Source organism: Mycolicibacterium iranicum (assembly GCF_014190915.1).
In the GTDB taxonomy this organism is placed as follows: domain Bacteria; phylum Actinomycetota; class Actinomycetes; order Mycobacteriales; family Mycobacteriaceae; genus Mycobacterium; species Mycobacterium iranicum_B.
On the sequence record NZ_JACHVU010000003.1, the window covers coordinates 190,498 to 210,792 of the forward strand.

Annotated in this window: 17 protein-coding genes; 12 read left to right on the forward strand and 5 right to left on the reverse strand. The window is 69.7% G+C overall.

The window, feature by feature from the left end; translation table 11 throughout:
• The first annotated feature begins 79 nt into the window (after positions 1 to 79).
• Together miaB and FHR72_RS08150 are read left to right on the forward strand one after the other, a co-directional pair.
• Positions 80 to 1,657 (forward strand): tRNA (N6-isopentenyl adenosine(37)-C2)-methylthiotransferase MiaB, encoded by a 1,578-nt coding sequence (miaB, locus tag FHR72_RS08145; RefSeq protein ID WP_183467441.1) that lies wholly within the window; start codon positions 80 to 82, stop codon positions 1,655 to 1,657.
• Positions 1,654 to 2,274: an Rv2732c family membrane protein gene (locus FHR72_RS08150; protein ID WP_183467442.1), complete on the forward strand. Its 621-nt coding sequence runs from the start codon at positions 1,654 to 1,656 to the stop codon at positions 2,272 to 2,274. Before miaB ends, FHR72_RS08150 begins: the two co-directional genes overlap by 4 nt.
• A 9-nt stretch (positions 2,275 to 2,283) precedes the next feature.
• Here FHR72_RS08150 and FHR72_RS08155 read toward each other — a convergent pair whose 3' ends face one another.
• On the reverse strand, positions 2,284 to 3,690 hold the full coding sequence (locus FHR72_RS08155) for a DUF349 domain-containing protein (RefSeq protein WP_183467443.1): 1,407 nt from the start codon (positions 3,688 to 3,690) through the stop codon (positions 2,284 to 2,286).
• A 204-nt stretch (positions 3,691 to 3,894) separates the two neighbouring features.
• On the opposite strand from FHR72_RS08155, the gene FHR72_RS08160 reads away from it, so the two are divergent.
• The 6 genes from FHR72_RS08160 (at position 3,895) to FHR72_RS08185 (ending at position 10,404) form a co-directional block, all read left to right on the forward strand.
• Positions 3,895 to 4,773, forward strand: a complete 879-nt coding sequence (locus FHR72_RS08160; RefSeq protein WP_183467444.1) for a DMT family transporter — start codon at positions 3,895 to 3,897, stop codon at positions 4,771 to 4,773.
• Positions 4,774 to 4,783: 10 nt separating this feature from the next.
• A complete protein-coding gene (locus FHR72_RS08165) occupies positions 4,784 to 5,470 on the forward strand; it encodes a class III extradiol ring-cleavage dioxygenase family protein (RefSeq protein WP_183467445.1) in 687 nt (228 codons plus the stop codon).
• A gap of 5 nt (positions 5,471 to 5,475) precedes the next feature.
• A complete protein-coding gene (miaA, locus tag FHR72_RS08170; protein ID WP_183467844.1) occupies positions 5,476 to 6,393 on the forward strand; it encodes a tRNA (adenosine(37)-N6)-dimethylallyltransferase MiaA in 918 nt (305 codons plus the stop codon).
• A 4-nt stretch (positions 6,394 to 6,397) separates the two neighbouring features.
• Positions 6,398 to 7,264 carry a diaminopimelate epimerase gene (gene dapF / locus FHR72_RS08175; protein ID WP_183467446.1) on the forward strand — a complete coding sequence of 289 codons (867 nt, stop codon included), beginning with the start codon at positions 6,398 to 6,400 and terminating at the stop codon, positions 7,262 to 7,264.
• 147 nt (positions 7,265 to 7,411) lie between these two features.
• Positions 7,412 to 8,824 carry a GTPase HflX gene (hflX, locus tag FHR72_RS08180; RefSeq protein WP_221193219.1) on the forward strand — a complete coding sequence of 471 codons (1,413 nt, stop codon included), beginning with the start codon at positions 7,412 to 7,414 and terminating at the stop codon, positions 8,822 to 8,824.
• Positions 8,825 to 9,042: 218 nt separating this feature from the next.
• Positions 9,043 to 10,404 carry a DEAD/DEAH box helicase gene (locus tag FHR72_RS08185; protein ID WP_183467448.1) on the forward strand — a complete coding sequence of 454 codons (1,362 nt, stop codon included), beginning with the start codon at positions 9,043 to 9,045 and terminating at the stop codon, positions 10,402 to 10,404.
• On the opposite strand, the gene FHR72_RS08190 is transcribed toward FHR72_RS08185, so the two are convergent.
• Positions 10,377 to 12,665: a molybdopterin-dependent oxidoreductase gene (locus FHR72_RS08190; protein ID WP_311736086.1), complete on the reverse strand. Its 2,289-nt coding sequence runs from the start codon at positions 12,663 to 12,665 to the stop codon at positions 10,377 to 10,379. The two genes, FHR72_RS08185 and FHR72_RS08190, sit on opposite strands and share 28 nt — an antisense overlap.
• Positions 12,666 to 12,777: 112 nt before the next feature.
• On the opposite strand from FHR72_RS08190, the gene FHR72_RS08195 reads away from it, so the two are divergent.
• Together FHR72_RS08195 and FHR72_RS08200 are read left to right on the forward strand one after the other, a co-directional pair.
• A complete protein-coding gene (locus FHR72_RS08195; protein ID WP_183467450.1) occupies positions 12,778 to 13,947 on the forward strand; it encodes an acyl-CoA dehydrogenase family protein in 1,170 nt (389 codons plus the stop codon).
• Positions 13,948 to 14,131: 184 nt separating this feature from the next.
• Complete coding sequence (locus FHR72_RS08200; protein WP_183467451.1) at positions 14,132 to 16,249, forward strand: LGFP repeat-containing protein; 2,118 nt, start codon at positions 14,132 to 14,134, stop codon at positions 16,247 to 16,249.
• 13 nt (positions 16,250 to 16,262) lie between these two features.
• Here the strand turns inward: FHR72_RS08200 and lexA are convergent, their stop codons facing one another.
• Positions 16,263 to 16,961, reverse strand: a complete 699-nt coding sequence (lexA, locus tag FHR72_RS08205) for a transcriptional repressor LexA (protein ID WP_183467452.1) — start codon at positions 16,959 to 16,961, stop codon at positions 16,263 to 16,265.
• Between the two features lie 211 nt (positions 16,962 to 17,172).
• Between lexA and FHR72_RS08210 the strand changes: the two genes are divergently transcribed.
• Together FHR72_RS08210 and nrdR are read left to right on the forward strand one after the other, a co-directional pair.
• Positions 17,173 to 17,643 carry a LysM peptidoglycan-binding domain-containing protein gene (locus tag FHR72_RS08210; RefSeq protein ID WP_183467453.1) on the forward strand — a complete coding sequence of 157 codons (471 nt, stop codon included), beginning with the start codon at positions 17,173 to 17,175 and terminating at the stop codon, positions 17,641 to 17,643.
• A 163-nt stretch (positions 17,644 to 17,806) separates the two neighbouring features.
• Positions 17,807 to 18,271, forward strand: a complete 465-nt coding sequence (gene nrdR, locus FHR72_RS08215; RefSeq protein WP_183467454.1) for a transcriptional regulator NrdR — start codon at positions 17,807 to 17,809, stop codon at positions 18,269 to 18,271.
• A gap of 4 nt (positions 18,272 to 18,275) precedes the next feature.
• On the opposite strand, the gene FHR72_RS08220 is transcribed toward nrdR, so the two are convergent.
• Positions 18,276 to 18,962 carry a PhzF family protein gene (locus FHR72_RS08220; RefSeq protein ID WP_183467455.1) on the reverse strand — a complete coding sequence of 229 codons (687 nt, stop codon included), beginning with the start codon at positions 18,960 to 18,962 and terminating at the stop codon, positions 18,276 to 18,278.
• 150 nt (positions 18,963 to 19,112) lie between these two features.
• Positions 19,113 to 20,105, reverse strand: a complete 993-nt coding sequence (locus FHR72_RS08225) for a proteasome assembly chaperone family protein (protein WP_183467456.1) — start codon at positions 20,103 to 20,105, stop codon at positions 19,113 to 19,115.
• Between the last annotated feature and the right edge of the window lie 190 nt (positions 20,106 to 20,295).

Here is a 20,295-nt window from a genome sequence, read left to right on the forward strand (position 1 = left end):
CCGATCCCGCGATTCCCCGAAGCCGGGCGCCCGCCCCGGTGATTTCGGGCCGACCGAGGGTGCTCCGTAGGATGGGGCGGTGACTACCACGGTGACGCAGACGAGCGGGCTTTCGTCCGATCGTGCCGTGCGCACCTTCGAGGTCCGCACCTACGGCTGCCAGATGAACGTGCACGATTCCGAGCGCCTCGCGGGCCTGCTGGAGGAAGCCGGTTATCAGCGTGCCGGGGACGGCGCCGACGCCGACATCGTCGTGTTCAACACCTGCGCGGTGCGTGAGAACGCCGACAACAAGCTCTACGGCAACCTCAGTCACCTCGCCCCGCGCAAGCAGGCGGACCCGCACATGCAGATCGCCGTCGGCGGTTGCCTGGCCCAGAAGGACCGCGACTCCGTTCTGCGCAAGGCCCCGTGGGTCGACGTCGTCTTCGGCACCCACAACATCGGCTCGTTACCCACCCTGCTCGACCGGGCCCGTCACAACCGCGTGGCGCAGGTCGAAATCGCCGAGGCGCTGCAGGAATTCCCGTCGGCACTGCCGGCCCGTCGCGAATCCTCGTATGCCGCATGGGTTTCCATCTCGGTGGGGTGCAACAACACCTGCACGTTCTGCATCGTGCCGTCGCTGCGCGGCAAGGAGGTCGACCGCAGGCCGGGCGACGTGCTGGCCGAGGTGCAGACCCTGGTCGACCAGGGCGTGCTGGAGATCACGCTGCTGGGGCAGAACGTGAACGCCTACGGCGTCTCGTTCGCCACGGACGAGCGCCTGCGCGAGAACCCTCACATGTGGTCGGACCAGCCCCGCGATCGCGGGGCCTTCGCGAAGTTGCTCCGTGCGTGCGGGCGGATCGACGGCCTGGAGCGGGTGCGCTTCACCTCGCCGCACCCCGCCGAGTTCACCGACGACGTGATCGAGGCGATGGCCGAGACGCCGAACGTGTGCCCCACCTTGCACATGCCCCTGCAATCGGGCTCCGACCGCATCCTGCGGGCGATGCGCCGCTCCTACCGGGCGGATCGCTACCTCGGGATCATCGAGCGGGTCCGGGCGGCGATCCCGCATGCGGCGATCACCACCGACCTCATCGTGGGATTTCCGGGGGAGACCGAGGAGGACTTCCAGGCCACCCTCGATGTCGTCGCCGCGGCCAGGTTCTCCACCGCCTTCACATTCCAGTACTCGAAACGCCCGGGCACGCCCGCTGCGGAGTTCACCGACCAGGTGCCGAAAGCCGTTGTGTCGGAGCGTTATCAACGTCTCATCGAGTTGCAGGAGCGGATCTCGCTGGAGGAGAACCGCGCTCAGGTCGGCCGCGAGGTGGAGCTGCTGGTCGCCACCGGCGAGGGACGCAAGGACGCCGCGACGGCCCGGATGTCAGGCCGCGCACGCGACGGCCGGCTGGTCCATTTCGCGCCCGGTGACGTCGGTGATCCCGTCGCCGGCAACGGCATCAGGCCCGGCGACATCGTCGTCACGACCGTCACCGGCGCCGCACCGCACCACCTGATCGCCGACGCCCCACTGATCGGGCACCGGCGCACCCGCGCCGGCGACGCGCACGCCGCCGGCCAGAGGCCCCGCACCGGCGTCGGACTCGGGATGCCCGCCGTGGGCATGCCGGCGGCCGCGCCGATGACCGCAGGGTGCTCGCGATGACCGGCAACGCCCCGAGTGGTGACGATTTCGACAGCTTCAAGGGCGACATCGAAGCCGCCGAACGCCGGGTCGCCCGCGAGATCGACCCCGGCCCCCGGGCCCTGGTCATCGCCATCCTGGTGTTCGTGCTGATGGCCACCCTGGTGCTGCCGCACACCGGCGCCGCCCGGGGGATCGACGTGCTCACCGGTTCGGACGCCGCGATGGCGAGCGGCGTCGCGCTGCCGCACCGCGTGTTCGCGTGGCTGTCGATCGTGTTCGGTGTCGGGTTCTCCATGGCCGCACTGCTGACCCGTCGCTGGGCGCTGGCCTGGATCGCGCTGGCCGGATCCACCGTGGCGTCGTTCGTGGGGTTGCTGGCGGTGTGGTCGCGCCAGACCGCGCCGGACCCGTACCCGGGACCCGGGATCGGGCTGTTCGTGGCGTGGCTGTCGGTCATCCTGCTGAGCTACCACTGGGCCAGGGCCGTCGCCGCGCGCACTGCATTACAGCTCGCCGCCGAGGAACACCGGCGCCGCGTGATCGCCGAAGGCCAGAACAAAGGCCTGCTGGAAACCTTCACCGAGGATCGCGACGCCCCGCCGACGAACGACGGCGACGACACCCCGCCTCGCTGAGGCGCCCGGTCACCGCTTCTTGCTGAGCGAATCCGCGGCCGCGTCGGCCCACTGCCGCCACTGCTCGGCGCTGGCCCGCGCCTGCTCGGCGTCCTTGGTGCGGCCCGCCGCGGCGGCCTTCTCGGCCTGACGCTCGAACTGTTCGGCCCGCGCCCGGAACTGGTCGGCCCTGGCCTTCGCCTCGGGGTCCACGCCGCCGGTGGGGGCGTCGCGGATCTTCTTCTCCACGGCCCGCAGGCGGCGCTCCAGATCGGCGGCCCGTTCGCGGGGCACCTTGCCGATGGCATCCCACTTGTCGCCCAGGGCGCGCAGCGCAGCACGTGCGGCGTCGAGGTCAGAGGTGTCGATCCGCTCCGCCTCGGCCAGCAACGCCTCCTTGGCCTGCAGGTTGGTGCGGAACTCGGCGTCGCGTTCGGCGGTCGCGGCGTTGCGCGCGGAGAAGAACTTGTCCTGCGCAGCCTTGAACCGCTGCCACAGGGCGTCGTCGACGTCCTTCGACGCGCGGCCTGCGGCCTTCCACTCGGTCAGCAGGTCGCGGAAGGTGCCCGACGTGGGACCCCAGTCCGTGGAGTCACACAGCTGCTCGGCCCGCTCGCAGAGGGCCTCCTTGGCCTGTTTGGCGCCGGCGCGTTCACGGTCCAGCTCCGCGAAGTGCGACCCCCGGCGGCGGTTGAAGGTCTCGCGGGCCGCCGAGTACCGCTTCCACAGCGCGTCGTCGACCTTGCGGTCCAGACCGGTGATCGTCTTCCACTCGTCGAGGATGGCCCGCATCCGGTCGCCGGCGGCTTTCCACTGGGTGGCGTTGGCCGCCAGATCCTCGGCCTCGGCGGCGAGCGCTTCCTTGCGGGCGGTCTGAGCGGCCCGCAGTTCCTCGCGCTTGGCCTTCTCCTCCTGGGTGGCGCTGTCGGCGTGTTCGACGATCGCGGCCAGCCGCGCGGCCAGCGAATCGACATCGCCGAGCACATGGGCCTCGGGCAGGGTCTCGGCCAGTGTCTTGGCCGCCGAGCGGATCTTGCGCGCGTCCCCGACACCGGACGCGAGGCGGGTCTCCAGCAGCACCACCTCGGTCTGCAGATCGTCGAAACGGCGTCCGAAGTGCGCGTACGCCGCCTCGGCGTCGCCGGCCTGCCAGGAACCGATGGTCCGTTCGCCGGAGGCTGTGATCAGCCAGACCGTGCCGTCGGGGTCGACCCGGCCGAACCGGTGCGGGTCGCTGCTGGGCACGACCGGGACGGCCGCGGCGGCAGCCGGCGCCGCCGGGCGGGGCCCCGGACGGGGTGCGGGCCCGGGTTTGGGTCTGGCGGTGGCGGACGGCTTGGGTGGTGTCGGCGCCTCGGGAGCTGCAGTGTCCGGCGCGTCCTGCGCGGCGTTCTGCTGATCGGCTTCCTGGGAGCCACCTGACTCGGTGATCGTCATGTCCGTTACCTCGTGCCCTCCGCGCGGTTCCCCACGCACGTGCCGCGCAGCGCGGCGCCTGTAGCCGTCGACGTCGTCGTACAACGCTTCGAACGGTTGTCGAATGCTTATTGAAACAGGTTGCCCGGCGCTGCGCCCACGCCTTGGCATCGCTGATGCCTAGGCTCTCTGCGAAAGCGGTCCGGGTGAGGCGGGGAGGTGACGATGGCGAAGGCGGATATCGCCGCGCTGCTGGCCTTGGCCGCGGCATTCTTCATCGCCGTCGGCGACGTCATCCATCAGCGCTCGGCCCACGAGGTGACCGACGAGGCCGTCGGGCACACCGAGCTCTTCCTGCGGCTTCTCAAGGACCGGAAGTGGTGGCTGGGCAGCGGGGTCGCCGCGGCGGGATTCGCGCTGCAGGCCGCCGCCCTGGGACTGGGCTCGGTGCTGCTCGTGCAGGCCCTGCTCGTGACGTCACTGCTGTTCGCGCTGCCGATCAACGCGAAGTTGAGCCATCGCCGGGTGACCCGGTGGGAGTGGTTGTGGGCCGCGTTGCTGGCCGGCGCGGTCGCGGTCATCGTGACGGTCGGAAACCCCACCGAAGGCGCGTCGCGGGCGTCGCTGGAGACCTGGCTCGGCGTCGCGGCGGTGCTCGGCCCCGTCCTCGCGCTGTGCGTGATCGGCGCCCGGATGTCGTCCGGACCGGTCAGCGCGGTGCTGATGGCCGTGGTCTCCGGCGCTCTGTGGGGATTGTTCGCGGTGCTGACCAAGGCGGTCGTGCACCGTCTCGATGTCACCAGCCTCGCCGGTGTCCTCGAACTCGCGCGCACCCCGGAGCTCTACGCGTGGGCCGTCGTCGGAATCGTCGGCACGTCGACGCAGCAGGCCGCGTTCCGCGCGGGTGCGCTGACAGCCTCGCTGCCCACCATGACGGTCGCCGAACCCATGGTCGCGTGCGCGCTGGGCGTCGTGGTGCTGGGCGAGACGCTGCGCCCGGGTGAGGCGGGCTGGGTCACGCTGATCGCCGCCGTCACGGTGATGGTGGTCGCCACCGCGGCCCTGGCGCGTGGGGAGGCGGCCGCCCGGGATCCGGTTGGCTAGCTTGGACCTGATGTTGAGCGCCCTCGCGATCGTGCCGTCGCCACCGCTGCTGGTCCCCGAGCTCGCCTCGTCGGCGGCTGCCGAGACCGAGGAGCTGCGGGCGGCGGCGATCGCGGCCGCAGCGGGTCTGCCTCCGCGCTGGATCGCCGTCGGCGTCGCGGCAGGCGACGCCGTCCACGGTCCGGGTTCGTGCGGCACCTTCGCGGGCTACGGCGTCGACGTGCGGGTCGGGCTGTCGCCGGGTCCGGCCGGGGAACCCGTCGCGCTGCCGCTGTGTTCGCTGGTCACCGGCTGGCTGCGTGGTCAGGCCCGGCCCGAGGCCCAGGCCGAGGTCCACGCGTTCCGCAGTGACCTCGACGCCGAGTCGGCCCTGCGCCAGGGCGGACTGCTGCGGCAGACGATCGACGCCCGTGGCGACGAGGTCGGCGTGCTCGTCGTGGCCGACGGCGCCAACACGCTCACCGCGACCGCGCCCGGCGGGCACGACCCCGATTCGGTGCCGGTGCAGGACGCGCTCGACGACGCGCTGGCCCGCGGCGACGCGGCGGCGCTGAGGTCGTTGCCCGAGGGCATCGTCGGCCGGGTGGCCTACCAGGTACTGGCGGGGCTGATCGGTACCGGACCGCAGTCGGCCACCGAGCTCTACCGCGGGGCGCCGTACGGGGTCGGCTACTTCGTCGGCGTCTGGGCTCCGTGACCCCGGTGCGGCCGCTGGCCATCGTCGGCCCCACGGGAACGGGGAAGTCCGACCTCGCGCTGGCGATCGCCGACGCGCTCGGCGCCGAGATCGCCGTGGAGGTGGTCAACGCCGACGCCATGCAGCTGTACCGGGGCATGGACATCGGCACCGCGAAGCTCAGCGTCGCCGAGCGGCGCGGTGTGCCACACCACCAGCTCGACGTCCTGGACGTGACGGAGACCGCGACCGTCGCCCGCTACCAGCAGGCCGCGGGCACGGATGTCGAGGCCATCGCCGCGCGAGGCGCGGTGCCCGTCATCGTCGGCGGGTCGATGCTCTACATCCAGTCGCTGCTCGACGAGTGGTCGTTCCCGGCCACCGACCCCGGCGTGCGGGCCCGGTGGGAGGCGCGCCTGGCCGAGGTGGGGGTCGCGGCGCTGCACCGTGAGCTCGCCGTCGTCGACGCCGCGGCGGCCGCGTCGATCCTGCCGACCGACGGCAGACGCATCGTGCGCGCCCTCGAGGTCGTCGAGCTGACCGGCCGACCCTTCGCGGCCTCCGCGCCCACCATCGGGACCCCGAAATGGAACGCGGCCATCATCGGGTTGGACTGGGAGACAACCACTTTGGACGACCGACTACGCCGCCGCACCGACACCATGTTCGAGCGGGGGCTCGTCGACGAGGTGATCGGGTTGCTCGGCCGCGGGTTGCGCGACGGCGTGACCGCGGCGCGGGCGCTGGGCTACGCGCAGGTCCTCGCGGAGCTGGACGCCGGTGGCGACGGCAGCGCGGCGCGCGAACCCACCTTCGTCGGCACCCGCCGCTACGTGCGCAGGCAGCGGTCCTGGTTTCGGCGTGATCACCGCATCACCTGGCTCGACGGGTCCGCCCCGGGAAACGTCGACGCCGCCCTGCACGCGTGGCGCGACGTATCCTGACCTGGTGAAGTTCGCCAAGGGTCACGGCACGCAGAACGACTTCGTGCTGCTGCCCGACGTCGGGGCAGATCTCGCGCTCACGGCCGGCGCCGTGGCCGCGCTGTGTGACCGCAGGCGGGGCCTGGGGGCCGACGGGCTCCTGCGCGTGACGACCGCCGGCGCCGCGCTTGCCGCCGGCGTGTTCGACCGCCTCCCCGAAGGCGTCGCCGAGGACGACTGGTTCATGGACTACCGCAACGGCGACGGATCGATCGCCGAGATGTGCGGCAACGGCGTCCGCGTGTTCGCCCACTATCTGCGGGCCAGCGGACTGGAACCGCGCAGCGAGTTCGTGGTCGGATCGCTGGCAGGGCCCCGACCGGTCACGATGCACGAGGTCACCGACACCCTCGCCGACGTGACCGTCGAGATGGGCAAGGCCAACGGGCTCGGCTCCGGGGTCGCCACGGTGGGTGGGCGGGAATTCACCGGCTTGGCCGTCGACGTGGGCAACCCGCATCTGGCCTGCGTGGACGCCGACCTCACCGAGCAGGAACTGGCCGCGCTCGACGTCGCCGCGCCGGTGCGATTCGACCACGGGCAGTTCCCCCACGGGGTCAACGTCGAGGTGCTCACCGCACCGTCGAACGGTGCGGTGTCGATGCGCGTCCATGAACGCGGGGTGGGGGAGACCCGGTCCTGCGGGACCGGGACCGTCGCGGCCGCCGTGGCGGCGCTGGCCCACCGCGGCGAGCAGACCGGGGTGCTGACCGTGCGCATCCCCGGCGGGGAGGTTGTCGTGACGATCAGCGACGCGACCAGCTATCTGCGGGGTCCCTCGGTCCTGCTCGCGCACGGCGAGCTCGCCGACGACTGGTGGGCCGCGCAGTGACGTGGTGCCGGCCCGCCGGCGTGACGCCTTGCCGGCCCGCCGGCGTGACGTCGTGCCGGCTCGCCGGCAGTCAAGGAATTGCTGGCGCCGCCGGCGCGTTAATTGGAGTGCATGAGAAGTGACATTCGTGCGAATCTTGATTCGCTTATGACATATCCCGAATTCCCCGACGAAACGCCCAGCCTCGGCGAGCTGGCGCTGGAAGACCGCGCCGCACTCCGCCGGGTGTCCGGCCTCTCCACCGAACTGACCGACGTCTCGGAGGTCGAATACCGGCAGCTGCGGCTGGAACGGGTCGTGCTGGTGGGTGTGTGGACCGACGGTACGGCCGCCGACGCCGACGCCAGCCTCGCCGAACTCGCCGCACTGGCCGAGACGGCGGGCTCCGAGGTGCTCGAAGGGCTGATCCAGCGGCGCGACAAACCCGACCCGTCGACCTACATCGGCTCCGGTAAGGCGATCGAACTGCGCGAGATCGTGCTCGCCACCGGCGCCGACACCGTGATCTGCGACGGCGAGCTCAGCCCCGCGCAGCTCAATGCGCTGGAAAAGGTGGTGAAGGTCAAGGTCATCGACCGGACCGCCCTGATCCTGGACATCTTCGCCCAGCACGCCACCAGCCGCGAAGGCAAGGCGCAGGTATCGCTGGCGCAGATGGAGTACATGCTTCCGCGGTTGCGCGGCTGGGGTGAGTCGATGTCGCGGCAGGCAGGCGGCCGGGCAGGTGGAGCCGGTGGCGGCGTGGGTACCCGCGGCCCCGGCGAGACGAAGATCGAAACCGACCGCCGCCGAATCCGCGAGCGAATGTCGAAACTGCGCCGCGAGATTCGTGACATGAAGCAGGTCCGCGACACCCAGCGCAGCCGCAGGCTGACCAACGACATACCCGCGGTGGCCATCGTCGGCTACACCAACGCCGGCAAGTCGAGCCTGCTCAACGCGCTCACCGGCGCCGGTGTGCTGGTCGAGAACGCCTTGTTCGCCACGCTGGAACCCACTACGCGCCGTGGCGAACTCACCGACGGACGGGAATTCGTCCTGACCGACACGGTGGGCTTCGTCCGGCATCTGCCGACCCAGCTCGTCGAGGCATTCCGCTCGACGCTCGAAGAGGTCGTCGATGCCGAGCTGCTCCTGCACGTCGTCGACGGATCCGACGCGAATCCGCTCGCCCAGATCAACGCCGTGCGCCAGGTGGTGAACGACGTGGTGGCCGAGACGGATGCCAAAGCGCCGCCGGAGTTGTTGGTGGTCAACAAGATCGACGCCGCGGATGGTTTGGTGCTGGCTCAGTTGCGCCAGGCTCTACCCGGGGCGGTGTTCGTGTCGGCGCACACCGGTGAGGGTCTCGACCGGTTGCAGGTACGACTGTCGGAGATGATCGCCCCTCGCGACACTGTGGTCGACGTCACGATCCCCTACAGCAGAGGCGATCTCGTCAACCGGGTGCACGCCGAGGGTCGGGTGGACGCCGTCGAGCACATCGAATCCGGTACCCGGATCAAGGCCCGTGTCCCCATCGCCCTGGCTGCCGGCCTCGGCGAATTCTCCACCGTCTGAGCTGGCCGAATAGGGAACCGGGACAACCGTCCGGTAGCATTGCTGACGATGTCGACCGCGCAGGACCAGAGTTGGTAACCGCGTGAGAAGCGTCGACAGACTCTAGTTATCCCGTGGCGAACCCGCCACCACTGTGTGCACACTCCGCTTGGACGGCTTCCGTCGCGGCTGCCGGGCACACCTTGCCCGAACTAGGCCGACAAGACAGGACGTTCTTCATGACTGCATCACCCCTTGCCACACCGACCTTCGCCGACCTCGGCGTGCCCGCACCGCTGGTGGCGGCGCTCACCGAGCGCGGTATCGACGAACCGTTCCCCATCCAGGCGGCGACGCTGCCCGACGCCCTCGCCGGACGGGACGTCCTTGGCCGCGGAAAGACCGGCAGCGGAAAGACATTGGCGTTCTCGCTGCCCCTGGTGGCGGCGCTGACCGGCGTCCGGCGGCAGGCGTCTCGCCCGTCGGGTCTGGTGCTGGCGCCCACCCGCGAACTGGCCACCCAGATCACCGCGACCCTGGAGCCGCTGGCAGCAGCGGCCGGCCTGCGCGTCACCACGATCTACGGTGGCGTCTCCCAGGGCCGCCAGGTCTCCGCGCTGCGCGGCGGCGTCGACATCGTCGTCGCATGCCCGGGCCGCCTCGAAGATCTGATGCAGCAGAAGCTGCTCACCCTCGACAACGTCACCGTGACCGTTCTCGACGAGGCCGATCACATGGCCGACCTGGGCTTCCTGCCCGGCGTCACGCGCATTCTCAACGCCACGCCGTCGGGTGGGCAGCGCCTGCTGTTCTCCGCGACGCTGGACAACGGTGTCGACAAGCTGGTCAACCGCTTCCTCAGCCAACCGGTGCTGCATTCGGTGAACGAGGCCGCCGAAGCACCTGCGCAGATGACCCACCACGTGTTCCACGTCGGGGGAGTGCAGCAGAAGAAGGACCTGGTGCACCGCCTCGCGTCCGGGACCGGACGCCGGATCCTGTTCATGCGCACCAAGCATCAGGCGCGCAAGCTGGCCAAGCAGCTCACCGATTCGGGCGTGCCGTCGGTCGATCTGCACGGCAACCTCTCGCAGCCGGCGCGTGAGCGCAACCTCGCGGCCTTCGCCAGCGGCGAGGCTCGGGTGCTGGTGGCCACCGACATCGCCGCCCGCGGCGTGCACGTGGACAACGTCGAGCTCGTCGTGCATGTCGACCCGCCGATGGAGCACAAGGCCTACCTGCACCGCTCGGGCCGTACTGCGCGGGCCGGCAGCGACGGCGACGTGGTCACCGTCGTGCTGCCCGAGCAGCGCCGGGACACCCAGCAGTTGCTGCGCAAGGCCGGTATCAGCGTGCGCCCGCAGGACGTTCACGCCGATTCGGCCGAGGTCCACGCGCTCGTCGGCGAGCTCGCACCGCTGCGCGCGCCGGCTCCGAAGGCGGCGACCGCGGTGAAGCCCGCCGCGAAGAAGCCGGAGCACCACCGCGGCGGCGGGGGAGAGCAGCGGCGCGGCGGCCCGGCGCGCACCTCGCGCGGGCCGCGACGCCGCAGGCCCCGTCAGGGAGCCCAGGCTCAGCGCGGCGCCAGCACCGGAGGCTGATGTGCGCGCACCGGAGGCGGTGCGGCGCAATACTTCTCGACCTGGACGAGGACGTGGGCACCGGTGCATCCCTGTGCCAGTGACGAGGTGCCGACGTCATCGGTGAGCACGTTCGGGTTCCCGTGCACACACATCGAATCGAGGTCCGCGGGGTCGGCGGGGTCGAACCACGCCCCGGTGGACAACTGCACCACCTGCGGGCGCACCCCGTCGTCGAGGACCACCCCGGCAAGGCACGCGCCGCGGTCGTTGAACACCCGGACCACGTCGCCCGCTGCGAGGCCACGCGCGCCGGCGTCATCGGGGTGCATCCGGAGGGGTTCCCGGCCACCGACTTTCGACGCGAGGCTGGCCGCTCCGCCGTCGAGCTGGCTGTGCAACCTGCTGGTCGGCTGATTGGCCAGGAGATGCAGCGGATACCGCCGGGCCCTCGGTCCGCCGAGCCACTCCTGCGGTTCGAACCACGCGGGGTGCCCGGTGCAATCGTCGTACCCGAAGCTGTCGATGTCGGCGGAGAAGATCTCGATCTTGCCGCTCGGCGTCGCGAGCCGGTGCGCCCGCGGGTCGGCGCGGAAGTCGGCGAGCAGGGTCAGGCCGTCGTCGGTCGGCAGACGCAGCCGGCCCGCCCGCCAGAACTCCTCGAACGGGGGGACCGGGAAATCCAATGTCGCCGACCATTTCTCATACAGGTGCGCGAGCCACTCCGATGAGGTGCGGCCCTCGGTGAAGGTCTCGCCGACACCCAGGCGTATGGCCAGCGCGGCGAAGGTGTCGTAGTCGTCGCGCGACTGCGCGTAGGGCTCGGCCAGCCGGGGCATCGCCATCAGCACCGGGTCGTTGCGGGAGCCGGAGTAGTCGTCACGTTCGGCGAATGTCGTGGACGGCACCACGATGTCGGCGTGTTTCGCCATCGCCGTCCAGTACGGGTCGTGCACCACGACCGTGTCCGGCCGGCCCAATGCCCGCCGGAGGCGGGGCAGGTTCTGATGGTGGTGGAACGGGTTACCACCTGCCCAATACACGAGCTTGATGTCGGGGTAGGTGAGGCGAAGCCCGTTGTAGTCGAACGGCTTTCCGGGATTGAGCAGCATGTCGCTGATCGCGGCCACCGGAATGAACGTCCGCACCGGGTTGATGCCCTGGGGCAGGCGCGGCAGGCCGCACCGGATGGGGGCGAGCCCGGGCTCGTTCATCGAACCGTAGCCGTGCCCGAAACCGCCGCCGGCAAGACCGATCTGACCCAGCATCGCCGCCAGCGTCAACCCCATCCACGGGGCCTGCTCGCCGTGACGGGTGCGCTGCAGCGACCAGCTCACGGTCACGATGGTGCGCGCCGCGGCCATTCGCCGGGCCAACGCGACCAGGTCCTCGGCCACCAGGCCGCTGAGATTCGCCGCCCACTGCGGAGTTTTCGGTACGCCGTCGTCGGTGCCGAGCAGGTAGCGCTCGAACCGGTCGTATCCCACGCAGTAGTCGGCCAGGAACTCGCGGTCGGCCAGCGACTCGGTGGCGAGAACGTAGGCGAGCCCCAGCATGATCGCGACGTCGGTCCCCGGGACGGGCGCGAACCAGTCGCACGGTCCGTCGACGTCGTCGCGCAGAGGCGAGAACGACACGATGCGGCCGCCGCGGCGCCGGAAGCGTTCCAGCGCACCGCGAGCCGGGTGTGCGGTGGTTCCCCCGTGGTTGACGCCGGTGTTCTTCAGCGCGAGACCGCCGAAACACACCATGAGGTCGGTGTGTTCGACGATGACCTCCCACTGGGTGGAGCGCTTGAACAGATCGTCGTGGGTGCCGACCACCCGGGGCATGATGACCCCGGTGGCGCCGAGGCTGTAGGAGTGCCGCGAGAATGTGTAGCCGCCAAGGCAATTCAGGAACCGGTGTACCTGGCTCTGCGCGTGGTGAAACCGACCCGCGCTGGACCAACCGTAGGAGCCGCCGTAGATCGCCTCGTTGCCGTGGGTGTCGACGACCCGGCGCAGTTCGCCGGCCAGCAGTTCGGTCAGATCGTCCCACGACACCTGCACGAAGGAATCGGCCCCGCGGCGCGTGCTGGGGCCCGGCCCGTCGTCGAGCCAACCGCGCCGGACGGCGGGGGCCGTGATACGCGCTGTGTGCCGGATCGAGCCGGGCAGATTTCCCAGTGCGGGGGACGGATCGGCGTCGCCGCTCAGTGGGCGCACCGAGGTGATGTCGCCGTCGCCGACCGTGGCGGAGAACGCTCCCCAGTGCGTCAGGCTCGTCCGGGCGGGAACCACGGGCGCAAGTCTAGTGCGCGGCCCCGCTCCAGCCCCGCGCCTCGACCAACCATCCGGTTGGATGGGGTACGTTGGCGGTAACTGTCCGTACCAACACCACGAGGACATCCCCATGGCTGAAACAAAGTCCGTCGTCGCCTACGAGCGCACCCTGTTCGAGCCCGAGCACGAGATGTTCCGGGAGTCGTTCCGCACCTTCCTCGAGCGTCACGTCGCACCGCACCACGACCAGTGGGAGAAGGACAAGCTCGTCGACCGCGGCGTCTGGGTGGAGGCCGGAAAGCAGGGCTTCCTGGGCATGGCGGTTCCCGAGCAGTACGGCGGCGGCGGGGTCGACGACTTCCGTTACAACACGGTCATCACCGAGGAGATCACCGCCGGCCGCTACAGCGGTCTGGGTTTCAGCCTGCACAACGACGTCGTGGCGCCGTATCTGCTGCGGCTCGGCACCGAGGAGCAGAAGCAGCGGTGGCTGCCGAAGTTCTGCAGCGGCGAACTGATCTCGGCGATCGCGATGACCGAGCCCGGCACCGGCAGCGACCTGCAGGGCATCAAGGCCCGTGCGGTCAAGGAGGGCGACCACTACATCCTCAACGGCGCAAAGACGTTCATCACCAACGGCATCAACGCCGATCTGGTGATCGTCGTCGCCCAGACCGACCCGGAGAAGGGCGCCCTGGGCTTCTCGCTGCTCGTCGTCGAGCGCGGTATGGAGGGATTCGACCGCGGCCGCAAGCTCGACAAGATCGGGCTGGACGCCCAGGACACCGCCGAGTTGTCGTTCACCGATGTGAAGGTGCCCGCGGAGAACCTGCTGGGCGAAGAGGGTCAGGGCTTCATCTATCTGATGCAGAACCTGCCCCAGGAACGCATCAGCATCGCGATCATGGCCGCCGCGGCCATGGAGGCCGTTCTGGATGCCACGCTGCAGTACGCCAAGGAGCGCAAGGCATTCGGCAAGCCCATCGGCAGCCAGCAGAACAGCCGGTTCCTGCTCGCCGAGCTGTCGACCGAGGCCACCGTGGTCCGGATGATGGTCGACGAGTTCATTCGGTTGCACCTCGACGAGAAGCTCACTGTCGAGCAGGCCGCGATGGCCAAGTGGTACGCGACCGAGAAGCAGGTCCACCTGATCGACCGGTGCCTGCAGCTGCACGGCGGTTACGGCTACATGCGCGAGTATGACGTCGCGCGTGCCTATCTCGACGCCCGCGTGCAGACGATCTACGGCGGCACCACCGAGATCATGAAGGAGATCATCGGGCGCAGCCTCGGGGTCTGAACGCGGCGGAGAGCACCCGGACGCCGCGGTGAAATGCGCACGAGGGGCGCATTTTGTTTCTCACTGATTCGGCGAGGTGACTTGGTTATCGACGTCGACTGACGCACAGTGAACGGACGCGGTAACTTTCTCAGAATTTTGCAAGGTGTTGCAAAAGGACATGTCGCGACCGCGGGGAGGAAGAATGATCCGGCAGCCGATGCTGCGCCGAGGAGTGATCGGTCGCTTGACGGTCGGGCTGTTAGGGGTCGCCACGGCGTTCCTGCTCGCACCGACTGCGGTGGCGCAACCCGAGGTCGATGCCAGCAATGCCATCACCGGGGCGTGGCAGGCCAGCGGCGGGGACACCGGTCCTCTGGGTCCCCGGTCGGGTGACGCCTATCCGGTCGGCGCGGGTTTCGCGGCGAACTTCGCGGCCGGCAAGATGTTCTTCACCCCCGCCACCGGCGCACATTTCATGCAGGGCGCGATTCTGGAGAAGTACGAGTCGCTGGGCGGCGCTGCCGACAGTGACCTCGGGTTTCCCACCATCGACGAGGGTCCCGGGCGTGCGCCCGAGAGTCGCAACGCGACGTTCAGCGCACCCGACAACCCGGTGATCTTCTGGACCCCCGCCACCGGCGCCCACGTGGTGCGTGGCCCGGTGAACGCCGCGTGGGACCGCCTCGGCGGGTCCTCGGGGGTTCTCGGAGTTCCTGCCGAGGACGAGACCTACAACGGTGCGGTCGTCACGCAGAAGTTCACCGGTGGCGAGATCTCCTACGACGCCGGTGCCAAGACCTTCAGCACGGTGCCCCCGGATCTGGCCGGACAGTTGGCCGATCTCACCATTCCCGACGATCCGGTCTCCGCGATCAACGCCGGACGCCGGGCCGCAGGTGGCCCCCTGGGGCCGCTGGGGGCCTCCGAGGGCGAACCGTACAAGATCGGCGCCGACGGCATGGGCCAGGACTTCGTCAACGGCACCATCTTCTACAGCCCGGCCACGGGCGCGAACGTGGTGACCGGTCAGGTGCTGGAGAAGTACCAGAGCGTGGGAGGGCCCGAAGGCGACCTCGGCTTCCCGATCTCCAGTGAGGAGGACGGGGGCCTCGCGCCTGCCAGCCGTTTCAGCGCTTTCGCCGCCGAGGACAAGCCGGTGATCTTCTGGACGCCCGACCACGGCGCGGTGATCGTGCGCGGGGCGATGAACGCGGCCTGGGACAAACTCGGCGGGGCCACAGGTGAACTCGGTGCTCCCGTTGCCGACCAGACCCAGGACGGGAACGTCGTCACACAGCGATTCAGTGGCGGAGCCGTCTCGTGGGACTCCGCGACGAAGAAGTTCAGCACCGAGCCGGCCAGCCTGGCCCCCCAGCTGGTCGGCCTCGAGGTGCCCGGCTCCGGTGCGCCGCAGGCGCCGCCGTCGTCTCAGGCCTCGGACAACGCCGAGGATTCGGGGCTCGCGTGGAACTGGTGGTGGCTGCTCGCGGTCATACCCGTTCTGCTACTGCTCGGATTGGTGGCCTTCGCGGTGATGCGCAACCGCGGTCGCCGCGAAGACGACGACATGTTCGCCGTCCCCGGTTCGCCCGGCTACGACTACGACGACGCCCGGGCCCCTGGCGCGGGACCACCCGCCGACGATGGCCGCGAGGATGAGCTGTTCGGCGACCGGTATGCCCGGGAGGGGATCGGCTCGCTGGCCTCCTCCGGGCCTGCCACCCCGCCGTCCCAGGATGAGGTCGCCCCGCAGCCCCTCAGTTTCTGGGGCGCACCGGTGCCGACCGAGGGCCCGTCGGGCGACACCGGCACGCACTCCGAAGTCCAGGAAGATCCGGACGCCGTCGACACCGCACCCACGCGGGTGCAGACGGTCGACGAGACCGGCGCTACTTCTGATCCGTTGGTCGGCGCGGTTGATCCGGTGGTCGGCGGGGTTGATCCGGTGGCGGACGATGTCGAGTCCGGTGCTGTGTTCGAGCCTGCGCCCGACGACGTGTCGGCGGAGGATTTCGCCGCCGATCGCGAACCCCTCCCGCCGCCGGTCGACGACGACTCCTTGGGCGGGGGACGGGATCCGCTGACCGACACCGGTCGTCATGCCCGGATCGACATCGACGAGCCCATGCCGTTGGGTACCGCCTTGCACATGCCGTTCGACGATCCCCAGGAGATCCCGTCGGGATATCCGGTGAAGGCCGACACGAAGTCGGGCCTCTACTGGGCTCCCGACAGCGCGGATTATCACGAGGCGCCCGTGGAGATCTGGTTCGCCAGCGAGGAGATCGCACGCACCAACGGTTTCGTCCGCGGCGAGTAGGGCCCGCCGGCCGTCAGATCTTGCGGATGACCGTGACGACCTTGCCGAGAATCGCGGCCTCGTTGCCGGGGATCGGATCGAACGCCGGGTTGTGGGGCATCAGCCAGACCTGACCGCGGGTGCGCTTGAACGTCTTCACGGTTGCCTCGCCGTCGATCATGGCGGCCACGATGTCGCCGTTGTCGGCGACGCTCTGCTGCCTGACGACCACCCAGTCGCCGTCGCAGATCGCCGCGTCGACCATGGACTCGCCGACCACCTTGAGCAGGAAGAGCGAACCCTCGCCGACCAGCTCGCGGGGCAGCGGGAAGACGTCCTCGACGGCTTCCTCGGCGAGGATGGGCCCACCGGCGGCGATGCGCCCGAGAACCGGGACGAACGTGGGTTCGGGCAGTGAATCCGAACCGGCGACGTCGGTGGTGACGCTCGGAGCGACGTTGTCGTCGGCGCCGCGCACGTCGACCGCGCGGGGCCGGTTCGGGTCGCGGCGCAGGTAGCCCTTGCGCTCCAATGTGCGCAACTGGTGGGCGACCGAGGAGGTGGAGGTCAGACCCACCGCGTCACCGATCTCCCGGATGCTCGGTGGGTAGCCGCGGGTCGTCACCGACGCGCGGATGACGTCGAGGATGGTGCGCTGACGTTCGGTCAGGCCAGAATCACGACCCCGGGCTGCGCCGGAGCCGTCGGTGCTGTCACTGCTGTCGTCGCTCATGTGCCCGAATGTAGCCCCGCCCGCCCCGATAATCAAACATGTGTTCGAGGCGTGTCGCGGAACCGCCTTCGGATTCCGCGCCCCGGGGACTTGTCGGTGGGCTGCGTTAGCGTTCGCAACAGTTCGATCACGTGTTCTATTCATCGAACATGTGATCGAGTACTGTTCGAACACAAGAGCGAATCGGCCCCCCGGATCGAAAGGCAGAATGATGACCATCCTCGACGATCGGCAGACCTGGAACGAGTTCGAGCGCGCACCCCGGCTGCAGGTGGGTGGGGGCCGAGTGCGCCCGGTCCCTGCGACACGCAGGCCGCGCTCGCAGCGTCCGGCGGGCGCCCCGATGCGCCACCGCGGTACCGGAGTGCTGGTCTCCCGGGCGTCCCATCGCCGTCGTCCGATCACCCCGGTCACCACGGTCGGCTTGGCGCTGGTGGCCGCCGCGATCACCCTGTGGTTGGGCCTGGTCGCGCAGTTCGGCGGCGTGGGGGGCGCTGAGGCGGAGATTCCGGGCCGTCTCGCCGTCGTCCAGGTCCAGAGCGGTGAGTCGCTGCAGCATGTGGCCCGTCGCGTCGCGCCGGATGCGCCCGTCTCCGAGGTGGTCGAACGGATCCGTGAGTTGAACAAGCTCGAGACCGTGTCTCTCGACGCCGGGCAGACCCTGATCGCACCGATCGCCTGAACGCGGTCGTCCCTCTGCGGAGAACGCCTGCCGCGCAGTGAGATTGGGGATGGTTCGGATGAGGCATGTGCCAGGGGGTGCGGCAATGGGCCGGCCGCGGAGCACGCAGGTACGCTCAAGGGCGTTCGAAGCGGTTGTCCGTCGGTGCGGCGAAGGAGCGGTGATGCACTGTCCGTTCTGCCGTCATCCCGATTCCCGGGTGGTGGATTCCCGCGAGACCGACGAGGGGCAGGCCATCCGCCGGCGCAGATCGTGCCCGGAGTGTGGGCGACGCTTCACCACGGTGGAGACGGCGATCCTCGCGGTGGTCAAACGTAGTGGCGTCACCGAACCGTTCAGCCGGGAGAAGGTCATCCGCGGGGTGCGGCGCGCATGTCAGGGCCGGCAGGTCGATGACGACGCACTCAACCTGCTCGCCCAGCAGGTCGAGGACGCCGTGCGCGCCACCGGGTCGCCGGAGGTGCCCAGCCACGAGGTCGGGCTGGCGATTCTGGGGCCGTTGCGCGAACTCGACGAGGTCGCCTATCTGCGGTTCGCTTCGGTGTACCGCTCGTTCTCGTCCGCTGAGGACTTCGAGCGGGAGATCCAGGCCTTGCGCGCCCATCGCGAGGTCGCCGCGAAAGGCTGATGCCTCAGTCGATCTGGCGGCCACTGTCCGCGACGACACGACCCGCGACCTGAACCCAGCCCTCGGCACTCCAGGTGGTCTCGATGATCGACCCCTGCCCCTGGATGATGGTGAGGTCCCGGCTGAGGTATTCGGTCATCCGGACCGCTGCCGCCCCGGTCGCCTCGTCTTCGCGAATGCCGAGCTGGGGGGCGAACATCCGGGATCGGATGACACCGGCGGCCCGGTCGAGCCAGGTCCACAGGTAGTGCTTGCCCTCGTCGGCGTAGTCGTCGGGGTCCGCGGCTGCGAGTTCCTCGGCGGAGGACAGGTCGTGGATCCAGAATTCCGGCGCCCAGTCGGCACGGGCGGCGACAGTGGTGAGGTCGCCGCGGTACGTGACCTGCACGATGCCCGCAGGCACCTGCAGCGTCGTGACGGGGGTGCCCCGCTCCTTGAGCCACCACGCGGCCCCGACGGTCGGGTGGCCGGCGAACGGCAATTCGGTGGTCGGTGTGAAGATGCGGGCCCCAGCGCTGTGCAGACCTTCCCGGGGGAGGCTGATGTAGATCGTCTCGCTGTACCCCAGCTCGGTGGCGATGCGCTGGCGGTCGCCGGGGTCCACCGCCGCGCCGTCCACGACGCCGAGTGGATTGCCGAATCTTCCCTCACCATCGGTGAATACGCGCAGGACTGTGACATCGATGGACATGCGCCGATGCTACGTGCCGGCGTTCACCGCGGGGTCGGGTTGCGCTGCGTGATCGCGGTGCGGCGCACCTCCGGGCGGACCCGGCGTCGCTTCGCGCGGACCGGACTCGAGGCTCCGTCGTCGCCGTCGGGCCCTCGGCTGGCCGGCAGGTCAGAGACCTTCCCGTGGGTGGTCGTCCCCGTCCTTGCGTTTCTTCTCACCGGCCTGTTGAGCGAGGAATCGCTCGAATTCGGCACCGAGTTCTTCTCCGCTGGGCAGATCCTCGTCGTGCGCCAACAGCGACCGGTTCTCCTGCGCGGCAACGAAAGCGTCGTACTGTCGCTCCAACGCCTCCACCACCTGGGCGACTTCGGTACTGGCGGCGACCTGTTCGTTGATCTTGTCGAACACGTCCGCGGCGGCCGTGGTCAGATCCGCGGTCGGGATCTCCAGCGAACCGCACCGAGCAACCTCCGACAGCAGCGTCTCGGCGGCGGACGGGTAGTCGGTCTGGGCGAGGTAGTGCGGCACGTGGACGGTGTAGCCGACCACTTCGTAACCGTGCTGGGCCATGCGGAACTCCAGCAGGTTCGACGCGCTGCCGGGGACCTGCACCTCACCGACCCACGGTTGGTGTTCGGCGATGAGCTCCTTGTCGTTGGAATGCGCCGTCAAGGTCATCGGCCGGGTGTGGGGCACTGCCATGGGGATGGACCCCAGCCCGATGACGCGTCGCACACCGAGCCGTTCGGCCAGCAGGCGAACCGCGGTGACGAAACGTTCCCAGCGCAGATCCGGCTCGAGCCCGGCGAGCAACAGGAACGGTGTCCCGACGGTGTCGTGCAGGGCGTAGAGATTCAGCACGGGCTCGTCGTAGTGCGTGAAATGGTCCGTCTTGAACGTCATCAACGGACGCCGCGACCGGTAGTCGAGCAGCTCGTCGATGGCGAACGACGCCACCAGCTCGGTGTCGAGCGAGTTCTTCAGGTGCTGTGACGCCAGCCTGATCGCATGACCGGCGTCGGAGAAACCCTCCAGCGCATGCACCAGAACCGGGCCGCGGCCGTCGGGGGTGGACAGCTGCGGGCCGGGGAACTCCAGCTCGTACATTCCGGTCTGCTCCGGCTGATACTGCTGGCCGGGATCGTGTGCCTCGTCTGCCACCTGTTCCGCCTCCTCGTTCGGCTGCGACACCGTGTGGTGTCGGCGAGCCGTGGACATCCAGTGTCTCGTACGCCTGCGACGCCGCCCCGCCGACCTACGCGGCGTCATCCATTCGTTCGAACGCGCACACGGCGATGTGACATTCCGCGGTGGTGCACGGCCATCTACCCCGCCCGCGCGGCGAGGAAAC

Excerpts from the sequence above, each read along its gene's own strand:
- FHR72_RS08150 (WP_183467442.1), top strand. The coding sequence starts at position 1,654 with ATGACCGGCAACGCCCCGAGTGGTGACGATTTCGACAGCTTCAAGGGC.
- FHR72_RS08155 (WP_183467443.1), bottom strand. The coding sequence starts at position 3,690 with ATGACGATCACCGAGTCAGGTGGCTCCCAGGAAGCCGATCAGCAGAAC.
- FHR72_RS08160 (WP_183467444.1), top strand. The coding sequence starts at position 3,895 with ATGGCGAAGGCGGATATCGCCGCGCTGCTGGCCTTGGCCGCGGCATTC.
- FHR72_RS08165 (WP_183467445.1), top strand. The coding sequence starts at position 4,784 with ATGTTGAGCGCCCTCGCGATCGTGCCGTCGCCACCGCTGCTGGTCCCC.
- hflX (WP_221193219.1), top strand. The coding sequence starts at position 7,412 with ATGACATATCCCGAATTCCCCGACGAAACGCCCAGCCTCGGCGAGCTG.
- FHR72_RS08185 (WP_183467448.1), top strand. The coding sequence starts at position 9,043 with ATGACTGCATCACCCCTTGCCACACCGACCTTCGCCGACCTCGGCGTG.
- FHR72_RS08195 (WP_183467450.1), top strand. The coding sequence starts at position 12,778 with ATGGCTGAAACAAAGTCCGTCGTCGCCTACGAGCGCACCCTGTTCGAG.
- FHR72_RS08200 (WP_183467451.1), top strand. The coding sequence starts at position 14,132 with ATGATCCGGCAGCCGATGCTGCGCCGAGGAGTGATCGGTCGCTTGACG.
- lexA (WP_183467452.1), bottom strand. The coding sequence starts at position 16,961 with ATGAGCGACGACAGCAGTGACAGCACCGACGGCTCCGGCGCAGCCCGG.
- FHR72_RS08210 (WP_183467453.1), top strand. The coding sequence starts at position 17,173 with ATGACCATCCTCGACGATCGGCAGACCTGGAACGAGTTCGAGCGCGCA.
- nrdR (WP_183467454.1), top strand. The coding sequence starts at position 17,807 with ATGCACTGTCCGTTCTGCCGTCATCCCGATTCCCGGGTGGTGGATTCC.
- FHR72_RS08220 (WP_183467455.1), bottom strand. The coding sequence starts at position 18,962 with ATGTCCATCGATGTCACAGTCCTGCGCGTATTCACCGATGGTGAGGGA.